The organism is Streptomyces sp. NPDC054961, from assembly GCF_053609145.1.
Genome location: NZ_JBSGWY010000037.1, coordinates 1 through 20,251, shown reverse-complemented (window position 1 = coordinate 20,251; position 20,251 = coordinate 1). Strand labels below are relative to the sequence as shown.

17 protein-coding genes are annotated in these 20,251 nt (G+C 73.0%); 14 read left to right on the top strand and 3 right to left on the bottom strand.

Annotation, left to right across the window (positions count from 1 at the left end):
• Window positions 1-160 precede the first annotated feature (160 nt).
• On the top strand, window positions 161-670 hold the full coding sequence (locus ACWF9Z_RS27755) for a DUF4142 domain-containing protein (RefSeq protein ID WP_453606255.1): 510 nt from the start codon (window positions 161-163) through the stop codon (window positions 668-670).
• A 9-nt stretch (window positions 671-679) separates the two neighbouring features.
• The gene (locus ACWF9Z_RS27750) at window positions 680-2,083 is read left to right on the top strand and encodes a DUF1996 domain-containing protein (protein WP_453606253.1); all 1,404 of its coding nucleotides are present in this window, start codon (window positions 680-682) and stop codon (window positions 2,081-2,083) included.
• 183 nt (window positions 2,084-2,266) lie between these two features.
• Here ACWF9Z_RS27750 and ACWF9Z_RS27745 read toward each other — a convergent pair whose 3' ends face one another.
• Window positions 2,267-3,565: a PucR family transcriptional regulator gene (locus tag ACWF9Z_RS27745; protein ID WP_453606251.1), complete on the bottom strand. Its 1,299-nt coding sequence runs from the start codon at window positions 3,563-3,565 to the stop codon at window positions 2,267-2,269.
• 478 nt (window positions 3,566-4,043) lie between these two features.
• On the opposite strand from ACWF9Z_RS27745, the gene ACWF9Z_RS27740 reads away from it, so the two are divergent.
• The 5 genes from ACWF9Z_RS27740 (at window position 4,044) to ACWF9Z_RS27720 (ending at window position 8,776) form a co-directional block, all read left to right on the top strand.
• Complete coding sequence (locus tag ACWF9Z_RS27740; RefSeq protein WP_453606249.1) at window positions 4,044-5,033, top strand: hypothetical protein; 990 nt, start codon at window positions 4,044-4,046, stop codon at window positions 5,031-5,033.
• Window positions 5,030-6,478 carry an NADH-ubiquinone oxidoreductase-F iron-sulfur binding region domain-containing protein gene (locus ACWF9Z_RS27735; RefSeq protein WP_453606248.1) on the top strand — a complete coding sequence of 483 codons (1,449 nt, stop codon included), beginning with the start codon at window positions 5,030-5,032 and terminating at the stop codon, window positions 6,476-6,478. Before ACWF9Z_RS27740 ends, ACWF9Z_RS27735 begins: the two co-directional genes overlap by 4 nt.
• A 143-nt stretch (window positions 6,479-6,621) precedes the next feature.
• A complete protein-coding gene (locus ACWF9Z_RS27730) occupies window positions 6,622-7,644 on the top strand; it encodes an SCO0930 family lipoprotein (protein ID WP_453606246.1) in 1,023 nt (340 codons plus the stop codon).
• Between the two features lie 13 nt (window positions 7,645-7,657).
• Window positions 7,658-8,113, top strand: coding sequence for a hypothetical protein (locus ACWF9Z_RS27725; protein ID WP_453606245.1), 456 nt, complete (start codon window positions 7,658-7,660; stop codon window positions 8,111-8,113).
• Between the two features lie 159 nt (window positions 8,114-8,272).
• On the top strand, window positions 8,273-8,776 hold the full coding sequence (locus ACWF9Z_RS27720; RefSeq protein WP_453606243.1) for a hypothetical protein: 504 nt from the start codon (window positions 8,273-8,275) through the stop codon (window positions 8,774-8,776).
• A gap of 36 nt (window positions 8,777-8,812) precedes the next feature.
• Here ACWF9Z_RS27720 and ACWF9Z_RS27715 read toward each other — a convergent pair whose 3' ends face one another.
• The gene (locus tag ACWF9Z_RS27715; protein ID WP_453606241.1) at window positions 8,813-10,819 is read right to left on the bottom strand and encodes a hypothetical protein; all 2,007 of its coding nucleotides are present in this window, start codon (window positions 10,817-10,819) and stop codon (window positions 8,813-8,815) included.
• Between the two features lie 230 nt (window positions 10,820-11,049).
• Between ACWF9Z_RS27715 and ACWF9Z_RS27710 the strand changes: the two genes are divergently transcribed.
• From ACWF9Z_RS27710 to ACWF9Z_RS27690, 5 genes are read left to right on the top strand one after another with little or no spacing between them, the layout of a single operon-like run.
• Window positions 11,050-12,396, top strand: coding sequence for an ABC transporter substrate-binding protein (locus tag ACWF9Z_RS27710; protein WP_453606240.1), 1,347 nt, complete (start codon window positions 11,050-11,052; stop codon window positions 12,394-12,396).
• Complete coding sequence (locus tag ACWF9Z_RS27705) at window positions 12,393-13,319, top strand: carbohydrate ABC transporter permease (protein ID WP_453606238.1); 927 nt, start codon at window positions 12,393-12,395, stop codon at window positions 13,317-13,319. The genes ACWF9Z_RS27710 and ACWF9Z_RS27705 overlap by 4 nt, the downstream gene beginning before the upstream one ends.
• On the top strand, window positions 13,316-14,143 hold the full coding sequence (locus ACWF9Z_RS27700) for a carbohydrate ABC transporter permease (RefSeq protein ID WP_453606236.1): 828 nt from the start codon (window positions 13,316-13,318) through the stop codon (window positions 14,141-14,143). The genes ACWF9Z_RS27705 and ACWF9Z_RS27700 overlap by 4 nt, the downstream gene beginning before the upstream one ends.
• A gap of 2 nt (window positions 14,144-14,145) precedes the next feature.
• A complete protein-coding gene (locus ACWF9Z_RS27695; protein WP_453606234.1) occupies window positions 14,146-15,930 on the top strand; it encodes a glycoside hydrolase family 36 protein in 1,785 nt (594 codons plus the stop codon).
• Window positions 15,927-16,934 carry a LacI family DNA-binding transcriptional regulator gene (locus ACWF9Z_RS27690; protein WP_453606232.1) on the top strand — a complete coding sequence of 336 codons (1,008 nt, stop codon included), beginning with the start codon at window positions 15,927-15,929 and terminating at the stop codon, window positions 16,932-16,934. The genes ACWF9Z_RS27695 and ACWF9Z_RS27690 overlap by 4 nt, the downstream gene beginning before the upstream one ends.
• 47 nt (window positions 16,935-16,981) lie before the next feature.
• Here ACWF9Z_RS27690 and ACWF9Z_RS27685 read toward each other — a convergent pair whose 3' ends face one another.
• Window positions 16,982-17,791 (bottom strand): DeoR/GlpR family DNA-binding transcription regulator, encoded by an 810-nt coding sequence (locus ACWF9Z_RS27685; protein ID WP_453606230.1) that lies wholly within the window; start codon window positions 17,789-17,791, stop codon window positions 16,982-16,984.
• Window positions 17,792-17,921: 130 nt separating this feature from the next.
• Here ACWF9Z_RS27685 and galT point away from each other — a divergent pair, with 130 nt between their 5' ends.
• Window positions 17,922-18,968, top strand: a complete 1,047-nt coding sequence (gene galT, locus ACWF9Z_RS27680) for a galactose-1-phosphate uridylyltransferase (RefSeq protein WP_453606229.1) — start codon at window positions 17,922-17,924, stop codon at window positions 18,966-18,968.
• Window positions 18,965-20,251: galactokinase (gene galK / locus ACWF9Z_RS27675; protein WP_453606227.1), on the top strand; the 1,287-nt coding region annotated here is incomplete at its 3' end. The genes galT and galK, both read left to right, overlap by 4 nt.

The window sequence follows — 20,251 nt, the reverse complement described above, 5'->3', positions numbered from 1 at the left end:
GAGTGAGTGGGTGGGGCGGCGGCTCCTCGCCCGCGCCCCGCCCCCCTCGGCAGTCAGCGCGTTTGTCGCCGCCCCCCGGGGGGGGGGGGCGGCCCCCCCCCCCCCCCCCCCGGTTCCCCCCGCGGTTCCCGCGTCGGCCGACGACGACGGTGGCGGGGTCATGAGTACGGCCTTCGGGCCGCTCACCCCCCAGGACCGCGACTTCGTCCGCAAGGTGCGGCTCGCCGGCCTGTGGGAGCTGCCCGCCGGGAGGCAGGCCGAACAGCGCGGGTCGGCTCCGGCGGTGCGGACCGCCGGGGAACACCTCATCGAGGGGCACACGGAGCTGGACCGCCGGGTCCTGGAGGTCGGCCAGGCCCTCGGCCTCGAACTTCCGGACCGGCCGAGCGAACAGCAGCGGGCCTGGCTCGACCAGCTGAACCGCGCCCAAGGACCCGCGTACGAACGACTGTTCGTCCAGCTGCTGCGCAGGGCGCACGGCAAGGTGTTCGCCCTCGTGGCCCAAGTGCGGGCGCAGACGCGCAATTCGATGGTCCGAGAGCTGGCCACGGACGCCAACACCACGGTCCTGGACCACATCGCGGTCCTCGAGGCCAGTGGGCTGGTCGACTTCGAGGGCCTCGCGGACCCCGTACCCGCCTCCTCCAACGATTCCCGACCGAGGAAGTGAAGTGATCGCATGAGTCGAACGAGCCGTACGAGCCGCGCAGGCCGTACGAGCCGCACGGGCCGGACGAGTCGCACCGGGCACAAACGCCGGCTCCGGCCCTCGTACAAGGCGCTCGCCCTCGCGGCGGCCCTGGCTCTCGGCGGCGGCGCCGTCGTGGTCGCCGCCCAGGGAGCCTCCGCCGGACAGGACTCGGCGCGCTCCGCGCCCGTCACGGCGACCATCGACTGCCCCGACGTGGGCGAGCAGCTGCGCGAGGTGCCCGACGGGGCGCGGCCCGAGGTGGACCAGGAGCTCGCGGGGCTCGACACCCAGATCGCCGACGCCTACCAGCGGCTCGCCACGGGCAAGGCGCAGGGCGACGCGCTGCTCGGAGAGCTGAAGGACCAACGGGACAAGACGATCGGCCGGATGTCCGACGCGATCGGCAAGAGCGCCGCGCGCCCCGACGGGCTGGACGGGCTGAGCGCCTGCGCGATGCGGGAGGCGCCGGTCGCCGAGGACACGGCGGGCCTGGCCGCCGCCCGCGCGAAGGGCGGCCCGGCGCGCAAGGACTTCGTCGCCATCGGCTCGGTGAAACCCAACGTCCGTGCCCCGAAGCCCAAGGCCGGTGCGTCCAAAGGCTCCTTCACCGTGCAGTGTGGCCGCAACGAGAACCGCCACCTCAATCCGGACAACGTGATCGTCGCCCCCGGAGTGAGCAACGGCGCCCACCACATGCACGACTATGTGGGCAACAAGACCGCGGACGCCTTCTCCACCAACAACAGCCTGGCCGCCTCCGGGACCACGTGCACCAACGGCGACCTGTCCACGTACTACTGGCCCGTGCTGCGGGTGCGCGACGGCAAGGCGGAACAGGACGCGGCCGCCCCCGGCGGCGGCCAGGACGCCAACGTCGGCACGATCCTGCGGCCGAAGCAGGTGACCATCCAGTTCAAGGGCAGCGCCGTCTCCCGCGTCACCGCCATGCCCCGCTTCCTGCGGATCATCACCGGTGACGCGAAGGCCCTCACCAACGGGCCGGCCAACGCCAACGCCTCGTGGAGCTGCACCGGATTCGAGAACCGGCAGCTGAAGGACAAGTACCCGGTCTGTCCCAAGGGCAGCGACGTGGTGCGGACGTTCAGCTTCCAGAGCTGCTGGGACGGCCGGAACACCGACAGCGCCAACCACCGCACGCACGTGGCCTTCGCGGCCCGCGACGGCTCCTGCGGCGCGGGCTTCAAGGCGCTCCCGCAGCTGGTGCAGCGCATCGTGTACGCGGTGCCCCCCGGGGCGCGCATCGCGGTGGACAGCTTCCCCGAGCAGCTGCACAAGCCGGTGACCGACCACGGAGACTTCATCAACGTCATGCCGGACGCGCTGATGGCCGAGGCGGTGCGCTGCATCAACGGCGGCCGCACCTGCGGCTGACAGGCCCGGGGCGGACCGCCTCCCCGCTCCCGCCCCACACGGACGGTGCCGGTCCGAAGGATCCTTCGGACCGGCACCGTCATGCCGCCTCGGCGGCGGGGCGTTCTCGCTGTGCTGCGCCGTGCCGTACCGGGCGCGCCGGGCGGGGGTGGGCCGGGCGGCCGGTCGGCCTGGGCGGTGGGATCAGAGGCCGTTGACGCGGGCGATGCGTCCGGCGCCCAGCGGCGGCCGGAAATCGGCGGTCACCACGCGGGCGCGGCGGCTGCCGCGGGAGGGCCGCAGCCGGACCTGCGCCATCAGGCGGCGGCTGCGCAGGGCCAGTTCCAGTTCGAACCGGGTGCGGGGGTCGCGCAGTCCGGGACCGAAGAGCTTCTCGAGCTGCCGCATGCGGTAGCGGACCGTCTGCGGGTGCACGCTCAGGGCCTTCGCCGCCTCGGGCGCGCCGCCGCCCTCCAGCCAGGCGAGCAGGGTCACTTCGAGCCGTTCGCTCTGGCGCGGGGTCAGGTCCGCGAGCGGACGCAGCCAGCGCGCGGCGAGGGCGTGCGCCAGCGGCTCGTCCTGGAGGAGGAGCAGGGTGGAGAGGTGGTCGTCGACGTAGACGGCCCGTGTGTCCAGGCCGGCGCGCGTCGGGGTCAGGGACAGCAGCCGTACGGCCCAGCGCAGCGAGGAGGCGGTGTCGCGGGGTGCGACGGGGTGGCCGACGGCGGCGAACCGGCCGCGCAGCGCGCTGTCCAGCGCGGTGCGCTCCTCCGGGTCCTCGGTCGGGACGAGCAGGCACGGCTGGCCCCCGACCATGCCGCCGAGGCAGTCGTCGAGGAGGGCCGCGAGCTGCTGCGTCTCGGCCGGCGAGGCCGGCGCTATGGCCCGTACGGACGCGGGCAGGGGCCAGCCGGCCGCGTTCGCCAGTTCGGCCAGGACCAGGTCGGGGAGGGGGAGGTCGCCCGTGAGCGCGGCGAAGAGCTCCCGGCGGGCGGGTTCGCGGGACGAGCCCGCGGTGCGCTGCGCGGGAACGGCCTTCAGGGGTGCGGGCGAACCGCCGTGAAAGGGTTCATGGGCGCGGCCCGCCGTGGCGGCGGTGCCGCTCGGGACGGCGCTCCCGGTCCCGGCCGTGGTGGCGGCCTCCGGGCCGCGTGGCCGGGCGGGCCCGTCCGGGCCGTGACACAGGTCCCGCTCCAGGTCCGGCCGCAGGTCCCGGCTCCGGCCGTGGCCGAGTTCCAGGTCCACCCGCTCCCGGTCGGCCGGGATCCGCTGGGCCTGTTCCTCCGCGGCGGATTCGCGGTAACCGAGGGCGGTGAGGAGGGCCGACTCCACCCGCTGCCTGACCAGTTCGTCGTCTATCTCCTCGACGAGAGCGGAGAACCCCGGGATGGTTTCCCGCAGTTCCTCCACCATCCCCGCCGCCAGCGTGGGCAGTTCCTTGCGCAGTACCCGGGTCCATTCCCCTCTGGGACGGGACCAGATGCGGTTCAGAAGTTCGCACATTGTTACCTCGTTCAAGCCGGGGTGTGACCTGCCCCGTGGGAGGGTGACAAGCCTGCCGGGGTGATGGCCCTCCTCCCCGCCGGCGTCGGTGCCGGCAGGGGACTCGGACACCCCCCGTACTCCCTCCAGGAACATGCCAACCGCTTGCAGTCCCGCGGCCTTGGTCCGAGCGCCGTCGGGGAGGTACGGCGGCGGACCAGGCGTCAACCCCGTCGCATCCGCACCACTGGAAGGGAATCTTCCGGGGATGTTCGATGCGATGGCTGTGCGAGGGCCAGAAATTATCACGTTTCGATAAATCCTGTGGAGGGGTTGCGTAGCTCCACGATGCTTCTGCACTCCGGCCCCCGCTCCCGGCCGGTCCGGTGGGCGAGGCGCCCATCTCCCGCCCGCCGCGGAGCGGTTGCGACGTCTACCCCCGGGCGCCGAGCGCGAGGCGGAAGTGCTCGGGCCCGGCCGTTTGGGAGACCACATGCCCTTGCCCCAGACTCGAACGCCCCGCTCGCACCGGGCCCGCCGAGCCAGACGCCACACCGACGCGAACGCGGCTCCGGCCACCGGACGCAGGGCGTTCCGGCGGCCTCCCCTGCTGTCCGCGGCCGGGGGCTCCCATCCCGCCGCTCTGGGCGCCGCGGTCCTGGCGGCCCTGTCCGCGCTGGTCGTGTCGGCCCGCGCCGGCGTCCTGACCCGCCTGTGGGACTTCCTCGACTACGGGGCGGGCGTGCTCTCGCTCGTCTCGCTCACCAGCGCCGTCCTGTGGGGCCTGGCGGCCACCGACCGCACCCTCCTCGCGTCCGCGCACCGCCTCGCCGCCCAGGGCGTCCACCGCGGCCTCGCCGTCGCCGGGCTCGGCTTCCTCGGCCTGCACGTGTGGGTCAAGGTCGCACGGTCCCAGGCCGACGGCGCCGCGGTGGTCCTGCCGTTCGCGGACGGGGACCAGCCGCTGCTGATCGGGCTCGGCACCCTCGCCGGGTACCTGTTCGTCGCGGTGGCCGTCTCCGGGGCCGTGCGCAGCGCCTTCGCCACGCGGGGCCGCTCGCTGTGGTGGCGGGCTCTGCACATGGGCGCGTACCCGGCCTGGGGCGCGTCCCTCGTCCACGGCCTCAAGTCCGGCCGGGCGGCGAGCGGGTGGGTGACGGCCGCGTACGCCCTGTGCCTGGTCGCCGTCGCGGTGCTGCTGGCCGTCCGCCTGCGCGCGAGGCTGCGTACGGAGCGTCGCGCGGGGCCCGCGCGCCCGCCGGCCGGGGCTGCCTCCCCGCTCCGGGTGCCGGGGCAGGCGCCGCCGCGGCAGCCGGCGTCCTTCGTGCGCAAACCCGCCGAATGGGCCGCGGAGCTGCTGACCGCGCGCCTGACCCGGCAGTCCGTCCCCGAGGTGTTCCGGCCCGCCGACCTGGCGGCCGACCTCTCCGTCGACCTGCCCGTGGACCGGCCGTTCGAGCCGCTCGACGGGGTGCGGGGGCGGCGATGAGCGGCGTCACACGCCCCGTGCTCGGCTGTGTCGGGCAGCCGCGGCTGCTGGCCGGACTCGACGCCGCCGCGCGGCTCGACCGGACCGGCCACCTGGGCGTGCACGGCGTCCTGCCCGCGTACACGCCCGACGGTCTGGTGGCGCTCGCGGAGGACATCGGCCTGAGGGGCCGCGGGGGAGCCGGATTTCCGTTCGCCCGCAAGCTCCGGGCCGTCGCCCGCTCCGCGCGCGGGCGCGACGGACGCAGCGCCGTCGTCGTCAACGCCTCGGAGGGCGAGCCCAGTTGCCTGAAGGACGCCGCCCTGCTGCTGCACGTACCGCACCTGGTGCTCGACGGCGCCCTGCTGGCCGCGGCGGCGCTCGGAGCCGAGGACGTGGTCGTCGGCGTCACCCGGGAGGACGTCGAGCGGTCGCTGGGGGAGGCCGTCGCCGAACGGGGCCCGGCCGGGCGCCGCGTCCGTGTCGTCAGGCTCCCCGAACGCTTCGTCACGGGCGAGGGGACCTCCCTCGTGCGCGGGCTGGACGGCGGGCCGGCCCTGCCCTCCGGGCAGAAGGTGCGCACCAGCGAGCGGGGACTGGGAGGGCTGCCCACCCTGCTGTCGAACGCCGAGACGTACGCGCAGCTCGCCGTCGCCGCGCGGCTCGGCGCGCCGGAGTACCGCATGGCGGGCCTGCCCGCCGAGCCCGGCACCACCCTGCTCACGGTCGCCGGGTCCACGGTCGTCGAGGTGCCGCTCGGGACCTCCCTGGCGTACGTGCTGGACCTGTGCGGCACGGTCCCCGGCCAGGGCGTGCTGATCGGCGGCTTCCACGGCCGCTGGCTGGGCCCGGCGGCAGCCCGCGAGGCCGTGCTGTCACGGCAGTCGCTGGCGGCGTACGACGCGGTACTGGGCGCGGGCGCGGTACTGCCGCTGCCCGAGGACACCTGCCCGGCCGGGGAAGTGGCCCGGGTCACGCGCTGGATGGCGGACGAGTCGGCGGGCCAGTGCGGTCCCTGCGTCCGGGGTCTCCCCTCGCTCGCCGATGCCGTGGAGCAGCTCGTGGCCGGCGGGGGCGGGGCGGCCCTGGACGCGGTGCAGGCCCGGATGCGCGGGGTGCTCGGACGGGGCGCGTGCTCCCATCCGGACGGCACGTCCTCCTTCGTGGCCTCCGCGCTCGCGGTCTTCCCCGAGGAGTTCCGCGACCACGCCCTCGGCAGCGGCTGCGGGCGGCGCGTCCTGGGGGCGCTGCCGCTGCCCGCGGACGAGAACCCCGAACGGCTCGTCGTGGACTGGACGTTGTGCAAGGGGCACGGGCTGTGCGTGGACCTGCTGCCCGACGTGGTCCGGCTGGACGCCGACGGCTACCCCTCCCAGGGCGTCATGCCGGTCCCGGGGCGGCTGCGGCCGAAGGCGCTCCGCGCGGTCCGCCGCTGCCCGGCGCTCGCCCTGCGCATTCAGGAATGAGCGGGCGGTGAACGGCTGCGGCCGGGCGGAGTTCATGCTTTGGCGCGATCTGACAAATTCCCGGGATTTCGAATTCGGTGGGCCCGGAGGGGCCTATGAATATCCGTAGGAAAACACGCCGGACGGAAACCGAAGGAGAGATCATGGGCAACAGGCTTCATGTGGCCACCGCGGCGGGATCGGCGATGGCGGTACTGCTGCTGACGGCGGGATGCGGGAGCGGCGGGGGCACGGGGAGTTCGGTGGGTTCCGTACGGCCGGCCGCGGCGGACAAGGCCATCGGCGACGGCTACACGGACGTCTACGGCTCCGCCGCCGGGGACGGTTACGGCGCGGGCGCTCCCGCAGGCTCCGGCTCCGGCTCGGGCCAGGCCGGCGAGCTGGCCGTCCGGGACATCGCGAACGTCGGCAGCGTGGTCACGGACTCCGCCGGCTCGGCGCTCTACCGCTTCGACAAGGACACGGCCCAGCCCCCCAAATCCAGTTGTGACGGGTCCTGTGCCACCACCTGGCCCGCGGTTCCGGCGGACGACGCCAAGGCCTCCGCCGGCATCGACGCGGGGGCGCTCGGCGAGGTCGAACGGTCCGACGGCACCCGCCAGCTGACGATCGGCGGCTGGCCCGTGTACCGGTACGCGAAGGACACCAAGGCGGGCGAGGCGAAGGGCGAAGGCGTCGGAGGCACCTGGCACGCGGTGGCGCCGGACGGGAAGAAGGCGGCGGACGGCAAGGCCGCCGGCGGTACGGCGGGCAGTGGCATGGCGGGCAGTGGCATGGCGGGCCACGGTAAGGCCGGCGGGACGGGGGACGCCCTCTCCCTCGCGGCGGACGCGAAGCTGGGCAAGCTCCTGGTCGATTCCGAGGGGCGCACGCTCTACCGATTCGACAAGGACAGTGCCTGGCCGATGAAATTCGGCTGCCTCGACGCATGTCTGAACACGTGGAAACCGGCCGCTCCGGTGGAGAAGGAAAAAGTATCCGGAATTCCCGCCGATCTGGTCGGGTCCGTGAAACGCCCGGACGGCTCGCAGCAATTGACGATCGACTGCTGGCCGGTTTACCTCTTCACCGGCGACACCGCCCCGGGCCAGACCAACGGGCACGGCAAGCAGGGTCTCTGGTTCGCCGTCGACGGCGCGGGCAAGAAGATCCCGGCGGCCTCCTGAGGGGGCGGCCGACATGCTGCCGGACCAGCCCCGCATCGGCGCCCACCACGTGGTGCCCTGCGCCGCCGTGCTGCTCTTCTCCCTGCTCTGCGGCGGCTGCGGCGGCGCGGAGCGGCCGCCGCCCTCCCCGGCGGCCGCCGCCCGCAGTGCCCCCGCGACGCTGGAGCGGATCGAGGCGGCCCTCGGCTGCAGCGCCGAGGTCACCGTCGACGCCGAGGAGGTGCGGGAGGGCGGGTGCGAGGTGGCGGGGCAGTCCTACCGGATGGCCACCTTCGCCGCCGACGAGGGCCGACAGGCCTGGCTGGCCGAATCCCTCCCGTACGGCGGGACCTACCTCGTCGGCGACCTCTGGGTCCTCACCGCCCCCTCGCCCGAGGCCCTGACCCCGCTCCGCGACCAGCTCGGTGGAACCCTGCGATCGGGTTCCTCCCACGCCTCTCACGCCCCTGACCACGGCGGCGGTCACTGACGGACGCCGGATCGCCCTGCCGGTGCGGTCCACGGCCCGGATCTCCGAGGTCACCCGGGCGTGGTCCGCACCTTGATCCACCGTGTCGCATAATCACTCCCACGGTGGTGCGAACTGACCCTTCGTGCTGTCTCCGTCACACAGCCACCAGGGGGAAGAATGATGCACGGACGCCTGCGAACGAACGCTCCTCCGGGGCGGGCGCCACAGGATGTCCAGGAGCTCGCCCGGCTGCTCGTCGCCGTCCGGCGGAGCCGGATCGTCGAGGTGACGGGGCCGCGCGAGGTCGGCGGCCGCCTCGTGCGCGCGGCCGCCGAGCGGCTGGCCTCCAACTTCGTCGACGGCGTCGCCGTCGTGGAGCTCGGGCACCCGCACGGCCCCGCCGCGTTGTGGTCGGCGTTCGGCTCCCTCGGGGGGATGCCCTTCCTGCCGTGCGGGACCGGGAACCCGATCGCGTGCTTCGCCGGCCAGGACATGCTGCTCGTCGTCGACGGCAGCGAGCACCTCTGCGCCGAGGCGCGGACCTGGCTCCGGCGCCTGCTCGAGAGGTCGGCGGGGGTGCGGCTGCTGGCGGCGGGCAGCCGCCCGCTGGGCCTCGGCGGTGCGGGCGGGGCCCGGCTGCGCACGCACGCCATGGCCGTGGGGCGTCCGGCGGCACGCTGACGCGCGCCCCTCCCGCCCGCCGGGGCGGCCCGGCTCTCAGCCGGCCTGGACCGTGACCGTGCTGCCCGGGGCCACGACCGGGGTCACGTAGGTGTACGTCACCCCGTCGACCACCTTGGTGCGGGCCGGCCTGGCCACCCCGTCGACCGTGAGGGTGGCGTACGTACCGGGGAAGCGCGCCTCCCAGGTGTACGAGGCGCTGCCCGAGCTGTGGGTGAGCGAGGACTTGGCCGCGCCGTCGTGGCGCAGGGAGAAGGACGAGTCACCGACCCGGAGGTCGTCGATCCCCAGCCAGTCCATCCCCGAGGGCAGCCGGGACTGGGTGGACAGGGTGTGGGCCGGCGCGTTGGGGACGACGCCCATCAGGCCCTCGACGGTCTGCCCGAGGAGGGTGAAGGACACCTCGGGGTAGTCCCCGTTGGTGCCCTGCTTGGTGTTCACGTGCTGGATGTCCTTGTGGTCGTAGACGTCCTTCATCCACTTCCAGGCGGTGTCGTTGCGGTCGTTGCGGAAGAACGTGTCCGGCAGGTAGGTGAGCGCCTCGATGTTGGTGGGGCGGCCCGAGCCCGAGGCCTGCTGGTCGATGTAGTCCAGGTACGCCTCCCGGCGGGCGCCGGGTTCGATGATCTGCTTCATCGGCATGAACCAGCTGTTCTCCTTGCCCCAGCCGGTCAGGGCGCGCCCGTCCGTGGTGTACCCGCGCACCATGCCGGCTCCCGAACCGGTGCCGCTCCAGGTGGAGTTGAAGTACGCCTTGAGATCGCGCGCCTTGGCCTCGTAGCGGTCGGCGAGGGTGCAGTCCCCCTTGGAGCGGGCGAGCGAGGCCATCGCCAGGTACGCCTGGTACTGGGAGCCGATCGCGTCGCCCGCCTCGGCGAGGGGTTCGCCGCTCTGCTCGTTGTAGCTGGCGGTGCCCTGGAAGATGCCCTTGCCGGTGCCCTCGGCCACCTTGACCGCGCCGTTGTCCTTGAGTCCGTCGTGCAGGGTGACGAACTCGTCGGTGGAGTGCCGGTAGAAGTCCCACAGGGCCGGGTCGTCGATGTAGGAGCGGTCCCCGCTCCAGCGGTACGCCTCTTCGGACTTCTGCACCAGCTCGAAGGTGGCGGGTACTTCGCGGACGAAGTTCGTGGGGCTCTTGTAGTCGATCGAGAGGTAGGTCGACGCGTCGAAGTTGAACGCCCACGCCGGGTAGTACTTGTGCGCGGGGGTGGCGGACGCGGCGAAGGAGCGGAGCATCGCCTTGTTCTCCGCGTGCAGGCCGAGGACCCCGGCGCCGGCCAGCTGGTGGGCCATGTCGCGCGAGTAGTACCCGCTGCGGTTCGCGTAGCCGGCCCAGTAGGAGGCGGCATAGGTGCCGGCTCCACTGCCGGCGGTGTGGCCCTCGTCCACGTTGAGCGGGCCCCGGGTGCCGGGCAGCTGGACCCAGCTGTTGGCCTTGCGCTTCGACCAGTCGAACATTTCGACGATCTTCGGATCGGAGGAGCTGACCCGGGGGTCCGCGGGGGAGGCGGGGGAGAGCATCACGTCGTCGGCGTTGACCCAGCCGTCCCCCGACTCGAAGGCGATCTCCAGCGTGTCGCCGGGGGCGAGCGCGATCCGGCTGAGGGTGTAGCGGCGGTAGTTGGAGGCGCTCGGCAAGGTCTGGGCGGCGGCGACCACGCCGTTCACGCGGGCGACGTAGCGGCCGTTCGGCCCGCCCGTCGCGATCCAGGCGGATATGTCGTAGGCGCCCCGGCCCGTGGCCCTGACGGTCTGGGACACCTTCATGCCGGGCCCGGCGTCGAGGTAGGCGAGCCGTGCCGCACCGTGCGGGTAGTTCGTCGCGACGCCGGTGCCGGCGGTGAACTGCCAGCCCGTACTGCCTTGTTCGAAGCCCGGGTTGACGACGGTGAGCGGTGCGGGCGCGGCGGGTGCCTCGAGCGCGGCCTGCCCTGCGGCCGTGTCCGGCGTCGCCGCCGCCGAGGCCTGGCCGCCGAGGGCGAGCGGGGTGAGCGGCACGAGCAGGGCGAGGGCGGACAGGAGTGACACACGGGAACGCGGCATCGGGTTCTCCCTGATTGGGGGTGGTGGGGCCGTGCGAGGGGGCGGCCGTCTGCGCGGAGCAGGGCGGGCGGCACGCTAGCAACCCCCTCTGAAGATTTGCAATGGTCTTGTCAGAACCAAATGCCGGATCCAACTGAAAGTTTTCATCTGACCCTTGCAAGTAAGTGGACGGCGTGGTTACAGTCCTGGCCAGTCGGGTTCCGCAACGTGTGAGCAGGGGTGGGTCAGGTATGGAACTGGAACGCAGAAGAGTGCTGCAGATGGGTGGCGCCCTCGCCGCGGGGGCCGGGCTCACCGGCCTGACCGCCTGTTCGGGCAGCGGTGACACCGGCCAGAGCGGAACCAGCGGGGAGAAGGACAAGGGCAAGATCTCGGTCTGGTCCTGGCAGGGGCCGGCCGCCGCGATGAAGGCCCTCGTCCCGGAGTTCAACAAGAAGTACCCCGAGATCGAGGTGACGATCGAGGACATCGGCAACCCGGCCATCTGGGACAAGATCACCACCGGCATGGCGGCCGGCGGCCAGGGCCTCGCCGACGTCCTGCACATCGGCGTCGACTACCTGCCTGGCTACGTGGAGAAGTTCCCGGGCGGCCTCGCGGACCTCGGCCCCCTGGGTGCGAACGCCCACCGGGACGCCTTCGCGCCGGGCCTGTGGCAGACCGTCTCTCCCGACGGCAAGCGGGTCAACGCCCTTCCCTGGGAGGCGAACTCGGCGGGCTTCTACTACCGCGCCGACTACTTCGAGCAGGCCGGGGTCGACGCCGGCGCCCTCCAGACCTGGGAGGAGACCATCGAGGCGGGCAAGGAGATCAAGGCGAAGACCGGCGCCTACCTGATGGGCATCGACAAGCCCGCCTCGCAGGCCGACGCCGCGAACTTCTTCCAGATGCTCCTGCAGCTCCAGGGCACCTTCTACTTCAACCTCGCCGGGGACATCACGCTCGACACCCCGGAATCCGTCAAGGCCATGACCCTCATCAAGACGATGAACGACGCGGGCCTGGTCAGTGACCTCTCCGGCGGCTGGAACACCCTGATGAGCTCCCTGAAGCAGGGGACCACGGCCGTCATGCCCATGCCGACCTGGTTCGGCGGCACCGTCGAGGAGCAGGTCCCCGATCAGGCCGGGAAGTGGAAGGTCCGGCTTCCCCCGGCCGTACGCCGGGGCGGGGCCACCTCGGCCACGGTCAACTCCACGCACCTCGCCGTCGCGGGCAGCAGCAAGCACCAGGCCGCCGCCTGGTCCTTCATCGAGTTCGTCCTCACCCGCCCGGCCTCCCAGGTGCAGATCTTCAAGGCCAAGGGCATCGCCCCCGCGCTCATGGCGGCCTACGAGGACTCGGGCTTCCACCAGCCCTCGCCGTTCTTCAGCGGCCAGAAGAACAGCGAGGTCTTCCTGGAGGCCCTGAAGGCCCCCTCGCCCGCCTTCAACTACACCGCCGACTACGCCCGCGCCCTCAAGCTGGTCACCGACGCCCAGACCAAGGTGCTGCTGGGCGGCGCCGACCCGGCGAAGGTCCTCAAGGAAGCCGCCGACCAGCTCGGCCAGCAGACCGGACGCAAGGTCTCCCGATGACCGCGACGGCTACCGCCCGCACGACGCCGGCCGCCCCCTCCAAGGGGGCGGCGGCCCCGCGGCCCAGGCGGCGCCGGCGCGTCGCCCCCTACCTCTTCGTGCTGCCCGCACTGCTGCTGTTCTCCGCCTTCAAGATCTACCCCATCGGCCGGTCCTTCGCGATCAGCCTCCACAAGACCGTGGGCGGGACCGAGCAGTTCGTCGGCGCCGACAACTACACCCGGCTCATGGGCGATCCACTGTTCTGGACCGCCCTGAAGAACACCGCGGTCATCCTCGTCGTCCAGGTGCCGGTCATGCTGGCCCTGGCCACCGGGCTCGCCGTAGCCCTGAACTCCAGGATGCTGCGCGCCCGCGCGGTCTTCCGGCTGGGCTTCTTCCTGCCGATGGTCACCGGCCTGGTCGCCTACGGGGTCATCTTCTCCGTCCTGCTCAACAAGGACTTCGGTCTGGTCAACTGGCTGATGGAGCTCGTCGGCCTGGACCCCGTGCCCTGGCTCACCGACCCCCTGTGGGCGAAGGTCTCCCTCGGTGTCGCACTGACCTGGCACTACACCGGATACAACGCGGTGATCCTGCTCTCCCGCCTCCAGTCCGTGCCCGCCGAGCTGTACGACGCGGCGGCCGTGGACGGGGCCGGCGCCTGGACGTCCTTCCGGCACGTCACCCTGCCGGGCCTGCGCCCCGCGCTCCTGCTCACCACGGTGCTCTCCACCATCGGCACCCTGCAGATCTTCGACGAGCCGTACGTGCTCACCGGCGGAGGCCCGGACAACGCCACCCTGACCATCGGCGTGTACCTCTACCAGAACGCCTTCAAGTACTTCGACTTCGGATACGCCTCCGCCATCGCCTACGCCCTGGCCGTCCTCATCGGGATCCTCGGCTTCATCCAGTTCCGCCTCCTGGGGGAGAAGACGTGACCGCCCGCCACCGCGGCAAGAGCATCCTGCTGACCTCCGGACTCGCCATCGTCCTCGCCGCCGTCGTGCTCCCCTTCTACTGGGTCATGGTCGGGGCCACCCACAGCTCCAGCGAGATCTTCAACAATCCGCCGCCGCTCCTGCCCGGCGGCCACCTGGAGGCCAACCTGCGGACGCTCCAGGAGACGGCGCATTTCGGGCAGGTGCTCCTCAACTCCCTGCTCATCGCGGTCGTCTACACCCTGTGCGCGGGCGCCGTCTGCACGCTGGCCGGATACGGCTTCGCCAAGTACCGCTTCCGCGGCCGCGAACCGCTGTTCGGGCTGCTCATGCTCGGGCTCGTGATCCCCGCCCAGGTCACTCTCGTACCGCTCTTCCAGATGATGGCCGAACTGCAGTGGCTGAACACCTACCAGGCTGTGATCATGCCCAACCTGGCGCTGCCCTTCGGCATCTTCCTGATGCGCCAGGCGATGGCATCGCTGCCCGACGAGCTCCTCGACGCGGGACGCATCGACGGCTGCGGTGAACTGCGGCTGTTCTGGAAGGTGGTGCTCCCGCCCATGAGGCCCGCGCTGGCCGCCCTGACGATCTTCCTGTTCCTCTACCAGTGGAACGACTTCATCTGGCCGCTGATCGTCCTGCGCGACAGCACCTCTCTGACCATCCCGGTGGCCCTGGCCTCCCTCCAGGGCCTCGACAACACCGACTACGGCGCGATCCTCGCCGGCACCGCGGCCGCCGCGATCCCGATGGCCATCGTATTCCTGGCGCTACAGCGCCAGTTCGTGTCCGGCCTCCTCGCCGGCGCCGTGAAGGAGTAACCGTGCAGACCACCACCGCCCCCGCGGACGACACCGAGGCCGTGACCACCGCGGGGCTGGCGCCCGCCACCGAGGAGCCGCTGCTCGACGGGGTCTCGATCGCCGTCCTCGCCCATGCCGACGGCGTGAGGCCCGCCTGGTCCCTCGGCCGGCCCGCCGGCGGACTGCGCGTGCTGGAGGTGAGGGCCGACGGCGCCCCCGTCGAGATCCGCTTCTCCGTGCCCCTCGGCGACGCCGCCGGATACTGGCACCCCAAGGGCGCCTGGCAGCGCACCCTCCTCGCGGACTGGGAGGGCCGCTCCCGGGTCTCGCTGGTCGACGGGCACGCCGCCGGCTGCCTGTACGACCACACCGGCGCCACCCTGCTGACCTTCGCAGCGGCCGACCCGGTCCCGGAGGCGACCCTGCGCTTCGGCGTGTCCGAGGAGAACGACACCCACGTCGTCCACCTCCACCTGCCCGCCTCGCAGCAGCCCCACCGCATCCTGCTCGTCCCCCGCTCGCCGTCCGTGGCCGCGGCCATGCGGATCCTGCGCGCCTGGTTCGGCGCCGCGATCGCCCCCATGCCGGTGCCCGAGGGGGCCCGCACCCCCGTCTACTCCACCTGGTACGCCTTCAACCAGGACGTGAGCGCCGCCGCGGTCGAGACCCAGGCCGAGCTGGCCGCGGGCCTCGGCTGCGGCGCCCTGATCCTGGACGACGGCTGGCAGGAGTTCGGCCACGGGCGCGGTTACGCGGGCTGCGGGGACTGGCGGCCCGACCTGGACAAGTTCCCCGACTTCGCCGGGCACGTGGCCCGGGTCCAGGCCCACGGGCTGCGCTACCTGGCCTGGGTGGCCCCCCTGCTGCTCGGCCCCGGGGCCGCCTGCCACGACCGGTGGGCGCACTGCGCGCCCGCGCCCTCCTCCGTGCCCGGCGCGCACGTGCTCGACCCGCGCCTTCCCGAGGTGCGCGCCCACGTCGTCGACTTCTGCGTCCGGCTGGTGCGGGAGTACGGACTCGACGGACTGAAGCTCGACTTCCTCGACCAGGCCATGGCGTACGCGCACGACGGCGCGGGCGACATCGGAGCGGCCATGGTGGCCCTGCTGGCGGACCTGCGCGCGGCCCTCGAAGCCGTACGCCCCGGCCTGCTCCTGGAACTGCGCCAGCCCTACACGGGACCCGGCATGGCCCCGTTCGGCAACATGCTGCGCTCCTTCGACTGTCCGGCGGACGCGACCGCGAACCGGGTCCGCACCCTGGACACCGCACTGCTCGCCGTCGGCGGCGCCGTCCACTCCGACATGCTCCTGTGGTCACCGGACGCGCCCGTGGCCACGGTGGCCCGGCAGCTGATCGGGGCCCTGCACGCGGTGCCGCAGATCTCCGTACGACTGGACCGGGTACCGCAGGCGCACCGGGACGCGGTCGGCTTCTGGCTGCGGCAGTGGAGCCTGCACCGCGAGCTACTGCTGGACGGGGAGGTGGAACCGGGCCGTCCCGACGAGCTGTACCCGCTCGTGCGGGCGAGCGCCGGGGACCACTGCCTGCTCAGCGTGCACGGCGACCGGGTCGTCCCGCTGGACTTCTCCGCCCACCGGCACTTCCACCTGGTCAACGGCTCGGACCAGGACCGGGTGATGGTCGAGGTGCGGGGCGGCGGGGTCCACGTCGAGGGCGTGGTTCACGGGCCGGACGGCCGTATCATGAACGGTCCGCCCGCGTTCCTGCCGGAGGGAGCACGCTCGTTGGCGGTGCCGCGCGGCGGTCTGGCATCACTCACGATCACGGAAGGACCGCGATGAAGGTCGGGATCACCGAGGTCGCAGCCCGGGCCCAGGTCAGCGAGGCGACCGTGAGCCGGGTGATCAACCGGCGTCAGGGCGTCTCGAAGAAGACCCGGGACGCGGTCGAGCAGGCCATGGCCGAGCTCGGCTACGAGCGCCAGACGCAGGGCCAACTGGTCGCGGTGATCACCGAGTTCGTGTCCAACCCGTTCTTCGCGGATGTGGCCGAACGCATCGAGTCGGCGCTCGCCCCGCACGGACTGAAGACGGTCCTGTGCCCCGCCTTTCCCGGCGGAGTGCAGGAGCGGGACTTCATCTCCGCGCTCGTCGACAAGGGCATCGCGGCCGTCGTCTTCCTGTCCGCGTCCAACACCGTCGAGGGATCCGACACCGAGACGTACGAACTGCTGCGCCAGCGGCGGGTTCCGTACGTCGGGATCAACGGCGAGTTCGCGGACGGGGTGCCCACCCCGGTCTTCTCCACGGACGACGCGCTCGCCGCCGAGCTGGCCGTCGACCACCTCCACCGCCTGGGCCACCGCAGGATCGGGATGGCCTCGGGACCGGCGGGCAACCAGCCCGCCGACCGCCGGGTGCGCGGCTTCCTGGAGTCCATGGCCAAGCGGGGGATCGAGGACCCGGAGCGCTGGGTGGTGCGCCAGTCCTACACGGTGGAGGGCGGCCAGGCCGCCGTCGGACCGCTGCTCGCCCTGGGCGCCACCGCGATCGTCGCGGCCAGCGACTACATGGCTCTCGGTGTGATCCGGGGCGTCCGCCGTCAGGGGCGCTCGGTTCCCGGGGACGTCTCGGTCGTGGGCTACGACGGCTCGGCCATCACCGAATTCACGGATCCGCCGCTGACCACGGTGCGCCAGCCGGCCGACCGGCTGGCGCTGGAGGTGGCCCGGAGCGTCCTGGCGCTGGTCAGCAACCGGGACGTACCGACGGGGGAGCTGCTGTTCGACCCCGAGCTGGTCATCCGGGCCACGACCGGGCCGGCTCCCGGGGAACCCGACGCCTGATCCGCGCCCGGCGGCCGGTCCGCGCCCGGCGGCCGGTCCGGCAGCCCTCAGGCTTCCTCGCCCGCGACGAGGAGCTCGCCGACCGTCTCGGTGAGGGCCGCGCGGGCCGGTGCGGGCATGCCCGGGTCCGTCACGAACCAGTCGGCCTGGTCCAGCGCCGCGAATCCGCTGAGCCCGACCACCCCCCACTTGCTGTGGTCGGCCACGACGGCGATCCGCCGGGCCGAGGCGACCAGGGCCCGGTTGGTCTGGGCCTCCGTGAGGTTGGGGGTGGTCAGCCCGGCCCCTTCCGTCACCCCGTGCGCGCCGAGGACGAGCAGGTCCACGTGGAGGGAGCCGATCACCAGGTCCGCGAGCGGGCCGACCAGCGCGGCCGAGGGGGTGGGGGAGCCGCCGGTGAGCAGCAGGGTGGGGGCCGGGCCCGCGCCCTCGCGTCCGGCGGCCCGTACCAGGTCCGCCACCGGCAGGGAGTTGGTGACGATCGTGAGCCGCGGGATGTCCAGCAGGCGGGCGGCGACCGCGTGGGCGGTCGTGCCCCCGGAGACCGCGACCACGCTGCCCGGTTCCACGAGGGTGGCGGCCGTTGCGGCGATGGCGGCCTTGGCGGCCGCGCCCAGATCGGACTTGGCGTCGAATCCCGGCTCGTGCGCGCTGGCGCCGGAGGTGGCCACGGCCCCGCCGTAGACCTTCTCCACGACGCCGCGCCGGGCGAGGGCGTCGAGGTCCCGGCGGACCGTCATGTCCGAGACGCCGAGCTGACCGACCAGGTCCGCCACCCGTACGGAGCCGTCGCGCCGGACCGCGTCGAGGATGAGCGCGCGTCGCTGGTGGGCCAGGTGGGCAGCCTGCTCGGCCACGGGTCACTCCCGGGGGGTCTGCGAATCCGGTCAGAAGGTCGCAAGATAGCACGGAGCTCTTGTTGGAGTCTGAGGAAATACCTGCCGTCTGCTCTGGTGGATACTGTTTGAACTTGTTTACTCTTGATGAGTGAAGAAGACCATCGTGAATCTCGCGGACGGCCGCGAACTCATCTACTTCGACCGCGACGAGAGCGCCGTACGCGACGCGCCCGATCTGCGCCCGCTGGACCGGGTGGACAGCCGCCCGGAACTGCGGCGGGACGAGGCGACCGGCGACTGGATCACGATCGCCTCCCACCGGCAGTCCCGTACCTACCACCCGCCCGCCGGCGAATGCCCGCTCTGCCCCTCCCGGGACGGCCGGCTCGGCGAGATCCCCGCCGCCGACTACGAGGTGGCCGTCTTCGAGAACCGCTTCCCCTCGCTCGCGGGCGAGGCCGGACGCTGCGAGGTCGTCTGCTTCACCCCGGAGCACGAGGCCGGCTTCGCCGACCTCACCCCGGACGCGGCCCGCCTGGTCCTGGACGCGTGGACCGACCGCACCGCGGCGCTCTCCGCCCTCCCGGGCGTCGAGCAGGTGTACTGCTTCGAGAACCGGGGCGCCGAGATCGGGGTGACGCTCGCCCACCCGCACGGGCAGATCTACGCCTTCCCCTTCGTCACCCCGCGCACCGCCAAGATGACGGCCGCCGCGGCCGCCCACCGCGCCGCCACCGGACGCAACCTCTTCGAGGACCTGCTGGCCGGCGCCCGGGCCGCCACCGGACGGGTGGTGACGGCGGGGGAACACTGGACCGCCTTCGTGCCGTACGCCGCCCGCTGGCCGTACGAGGTGCACCTCTACCCGCACCGCCGCGTCGCCGACCTGACCCGGCTCAACGAGGCGGAGCGGGCCGAGTTCCCCGGCGTCTACCTGGACCTGCTGCGCCGGTTCGACCGGCTGTTCCCCGTACCGGGGCGGCCCGAGGGGTCGGCTCCCACCCCGTACATCTCGGCCTGGCACCAGGCGCCCCGTACCGGCGGCTCCGAACTGGCCCTGCACCTCGAGCTGTTCACCGTCCGGCGGACCGCCGACAAGCTCAAGTTCCTCGCCGGCGCCGAATCCGGCATGGAGGCCTTCATCAACGACGTGGCCCCCGAGGCGGCCGCACGACGACTTCGGGAAGCCTTGTGACGAACCGGACCGATCAGTGGCACGACGCCGGCGGCGACAGCGACGCGCACGAGGACGACGACCGGGCGGGACGGGTCGCGGACTCCTTCCGGCGGCTCTTCGGCGGCGACCCGGACGGGGTCTGGGCCGCGCCGGGCCGCGTCAACCTGATCGGCGAACACACCGACTACAACGACGGGTTCGCCCTCCCGATCGCCCTCCCGCAGACCACCCTGCTGGCCGCGCGCGGCCGCACGGACGGGCTGCTGCGCCTGCACAGCGCACAGGGCGACGGCAGGATCACCGACCTCGCGGTGGCCGGGCTCGCCCCCGGCGCCGTGGCGGGCTGGGCCGCCTATCCGGCCGGCGTGGTCTGGGCGCTCACCGAGGCGGGACACCCGGTCGGGGGCGCGGACCTCCATTTCGACAGCACGGTGCCCACGGGCGCGGGACTCTCCTCCTCCGCCGCTCTGGAATGCGCGGTCGCCGTCGCGTACGACGAGCTGTACGGACTGGAGCTGACCGGGCCCGAACTGGCCCGCATCGCCCAGCGCGCGGAGAACGGCTTCGCCGGAGTCCCCTGCGGGATCATGGACCAGATGGCCTCCGTCTGCTGCACCGCCGAGGCCGCCCTCCACCTCGACGCCCGCACCCCGGAGCACCACCAGCAGGTCCCCTTCGACCTGCGGGGCCAGGGGCTGCGGCTGCTGGTGATCGACACCCGGGTCAGCCACGACCTCGGGGACGGGGCGTACGCGGCCCTGCGCGCGGGCTGCGAACGGGCGGCGGCGCTGCTCGGCCTGCCCGCCCTGCGCGACCTGCGCACCGAGGAACTGCCCGGAGCCCTGCGCGGGCTGCCCGCGGAACTCGTGCCCCTGGTCCGCCACGTGGTGACTGAGAACGCCCGCGTCGCCGAGGCGGTGTCCCGGCTGCGGGAGGGGAACGCCGCGGCGCTCGGGCCGATCCTCGCCGAGGGCCACGCCTCGCTGCGCGACGACTACCGCGTCTCCTGCCCGGAGACCGACCTCGCCGCGGCGGCCGCCCAGGGCGCCGGGGCGCTCGGTGCGCGGATGACGGGAGGCGGCTTCGGAGGCTCCGTCATCGCCCTGGTGCGGGCCGGGACGCAGGACGCGGTGGGCGGCGCCGTCACGGCCGCCTTCGCGGCCGCCGGCTACCGCGCCCCGCGGATCCTCTCGGTCACCCCGGCCACGGGGTCGGAGTTGAGCCACTGGGCGAAGGCGACCGAGGCCTCCTTGTTCTTCGCCTGCGTGGTGACCGCGACCGACGAGCCGCCGTTCTCCGCG

Coding starts and splice junctions, on each gene's coding strand:
- ACWF9Z_RS27715 (WP_453606241.1), bottom strand. CDS start 10,819: ATGCCGCGTTCCCGTGTGTCACTCCTGTCCGCCCTCGCCCTGCTCGTG.
- ACWF9Z_RS27730 (WP_453606246.1), top strand. CDS start 6,622: ATGGGCAACAGGCTTCATGTGGCCACCGCGGCGGGATCGGCGATGGCG.
- ACWF9Z_RS27725 (WP_453606245.1), top strand. CDS start 7,658: ATGCTGCCGGACCAGCCCCGCATCGGCGCCCACCACGTGGTGCCCTGC.
- ACWF9Z_RS27705 (WP_453606238.1), top strand. CDS start 12,393: ATGACCGCGACGGCTACCGCCCGCACGACGCCGGCCGCCCCCTCCAAG.
- ACWF9Z_RS27745 (WP_453606251.1), bottom strand. CDS start 3,565: ATGTGCGAACTTCTGAACCGCATCTGGTCCCGTCCCAGAGGGGAATGG.
- ACWF9Z_RS27755 (WP_453606255.1), top strand. CDS start 161: ATGAGTACGGCCTTCGGGCCGCTCACCCCCCAGGACCGCGACTTCGTC.
- ACWF9Z_RS27720 (WP_453606243.1), top strand. CDS start 8,273: ATGATGCACGGACGCCTGCGAACGAACGCTCCTCCGGGGCGGGCGCCA.
- ACWF9Z_RS27735 (WP_453606248.1), top strand. CDS start 5,030: ATGAGCGGCGTCACACGCCCCGTGCTCGGCTGTGTCGGGCAGCCGCGG.
- ACWF9Z_RS27750 (WP_453606253.1), top strand. CDS start 680: ATGAGTCGAACGAGCCGTACGAGCCGCGCAGGCCGTACGAGCCGCACG.
- ACWF9Z_RS27690 (WP_453606232.1), top strand. CDS start 15,927: ATGAAGGTCGGGATCACCGAGGTCGCAGCCCGGGCCCAGGTCAGCGAG.
- ACWF9Z_RS27710 (WP_453606240.1), top strand. CDS start 11,050: ATGGAACTGGAACGCAGAAGAGTGCTGCAGATGGGTGGCGCCCTCGCC.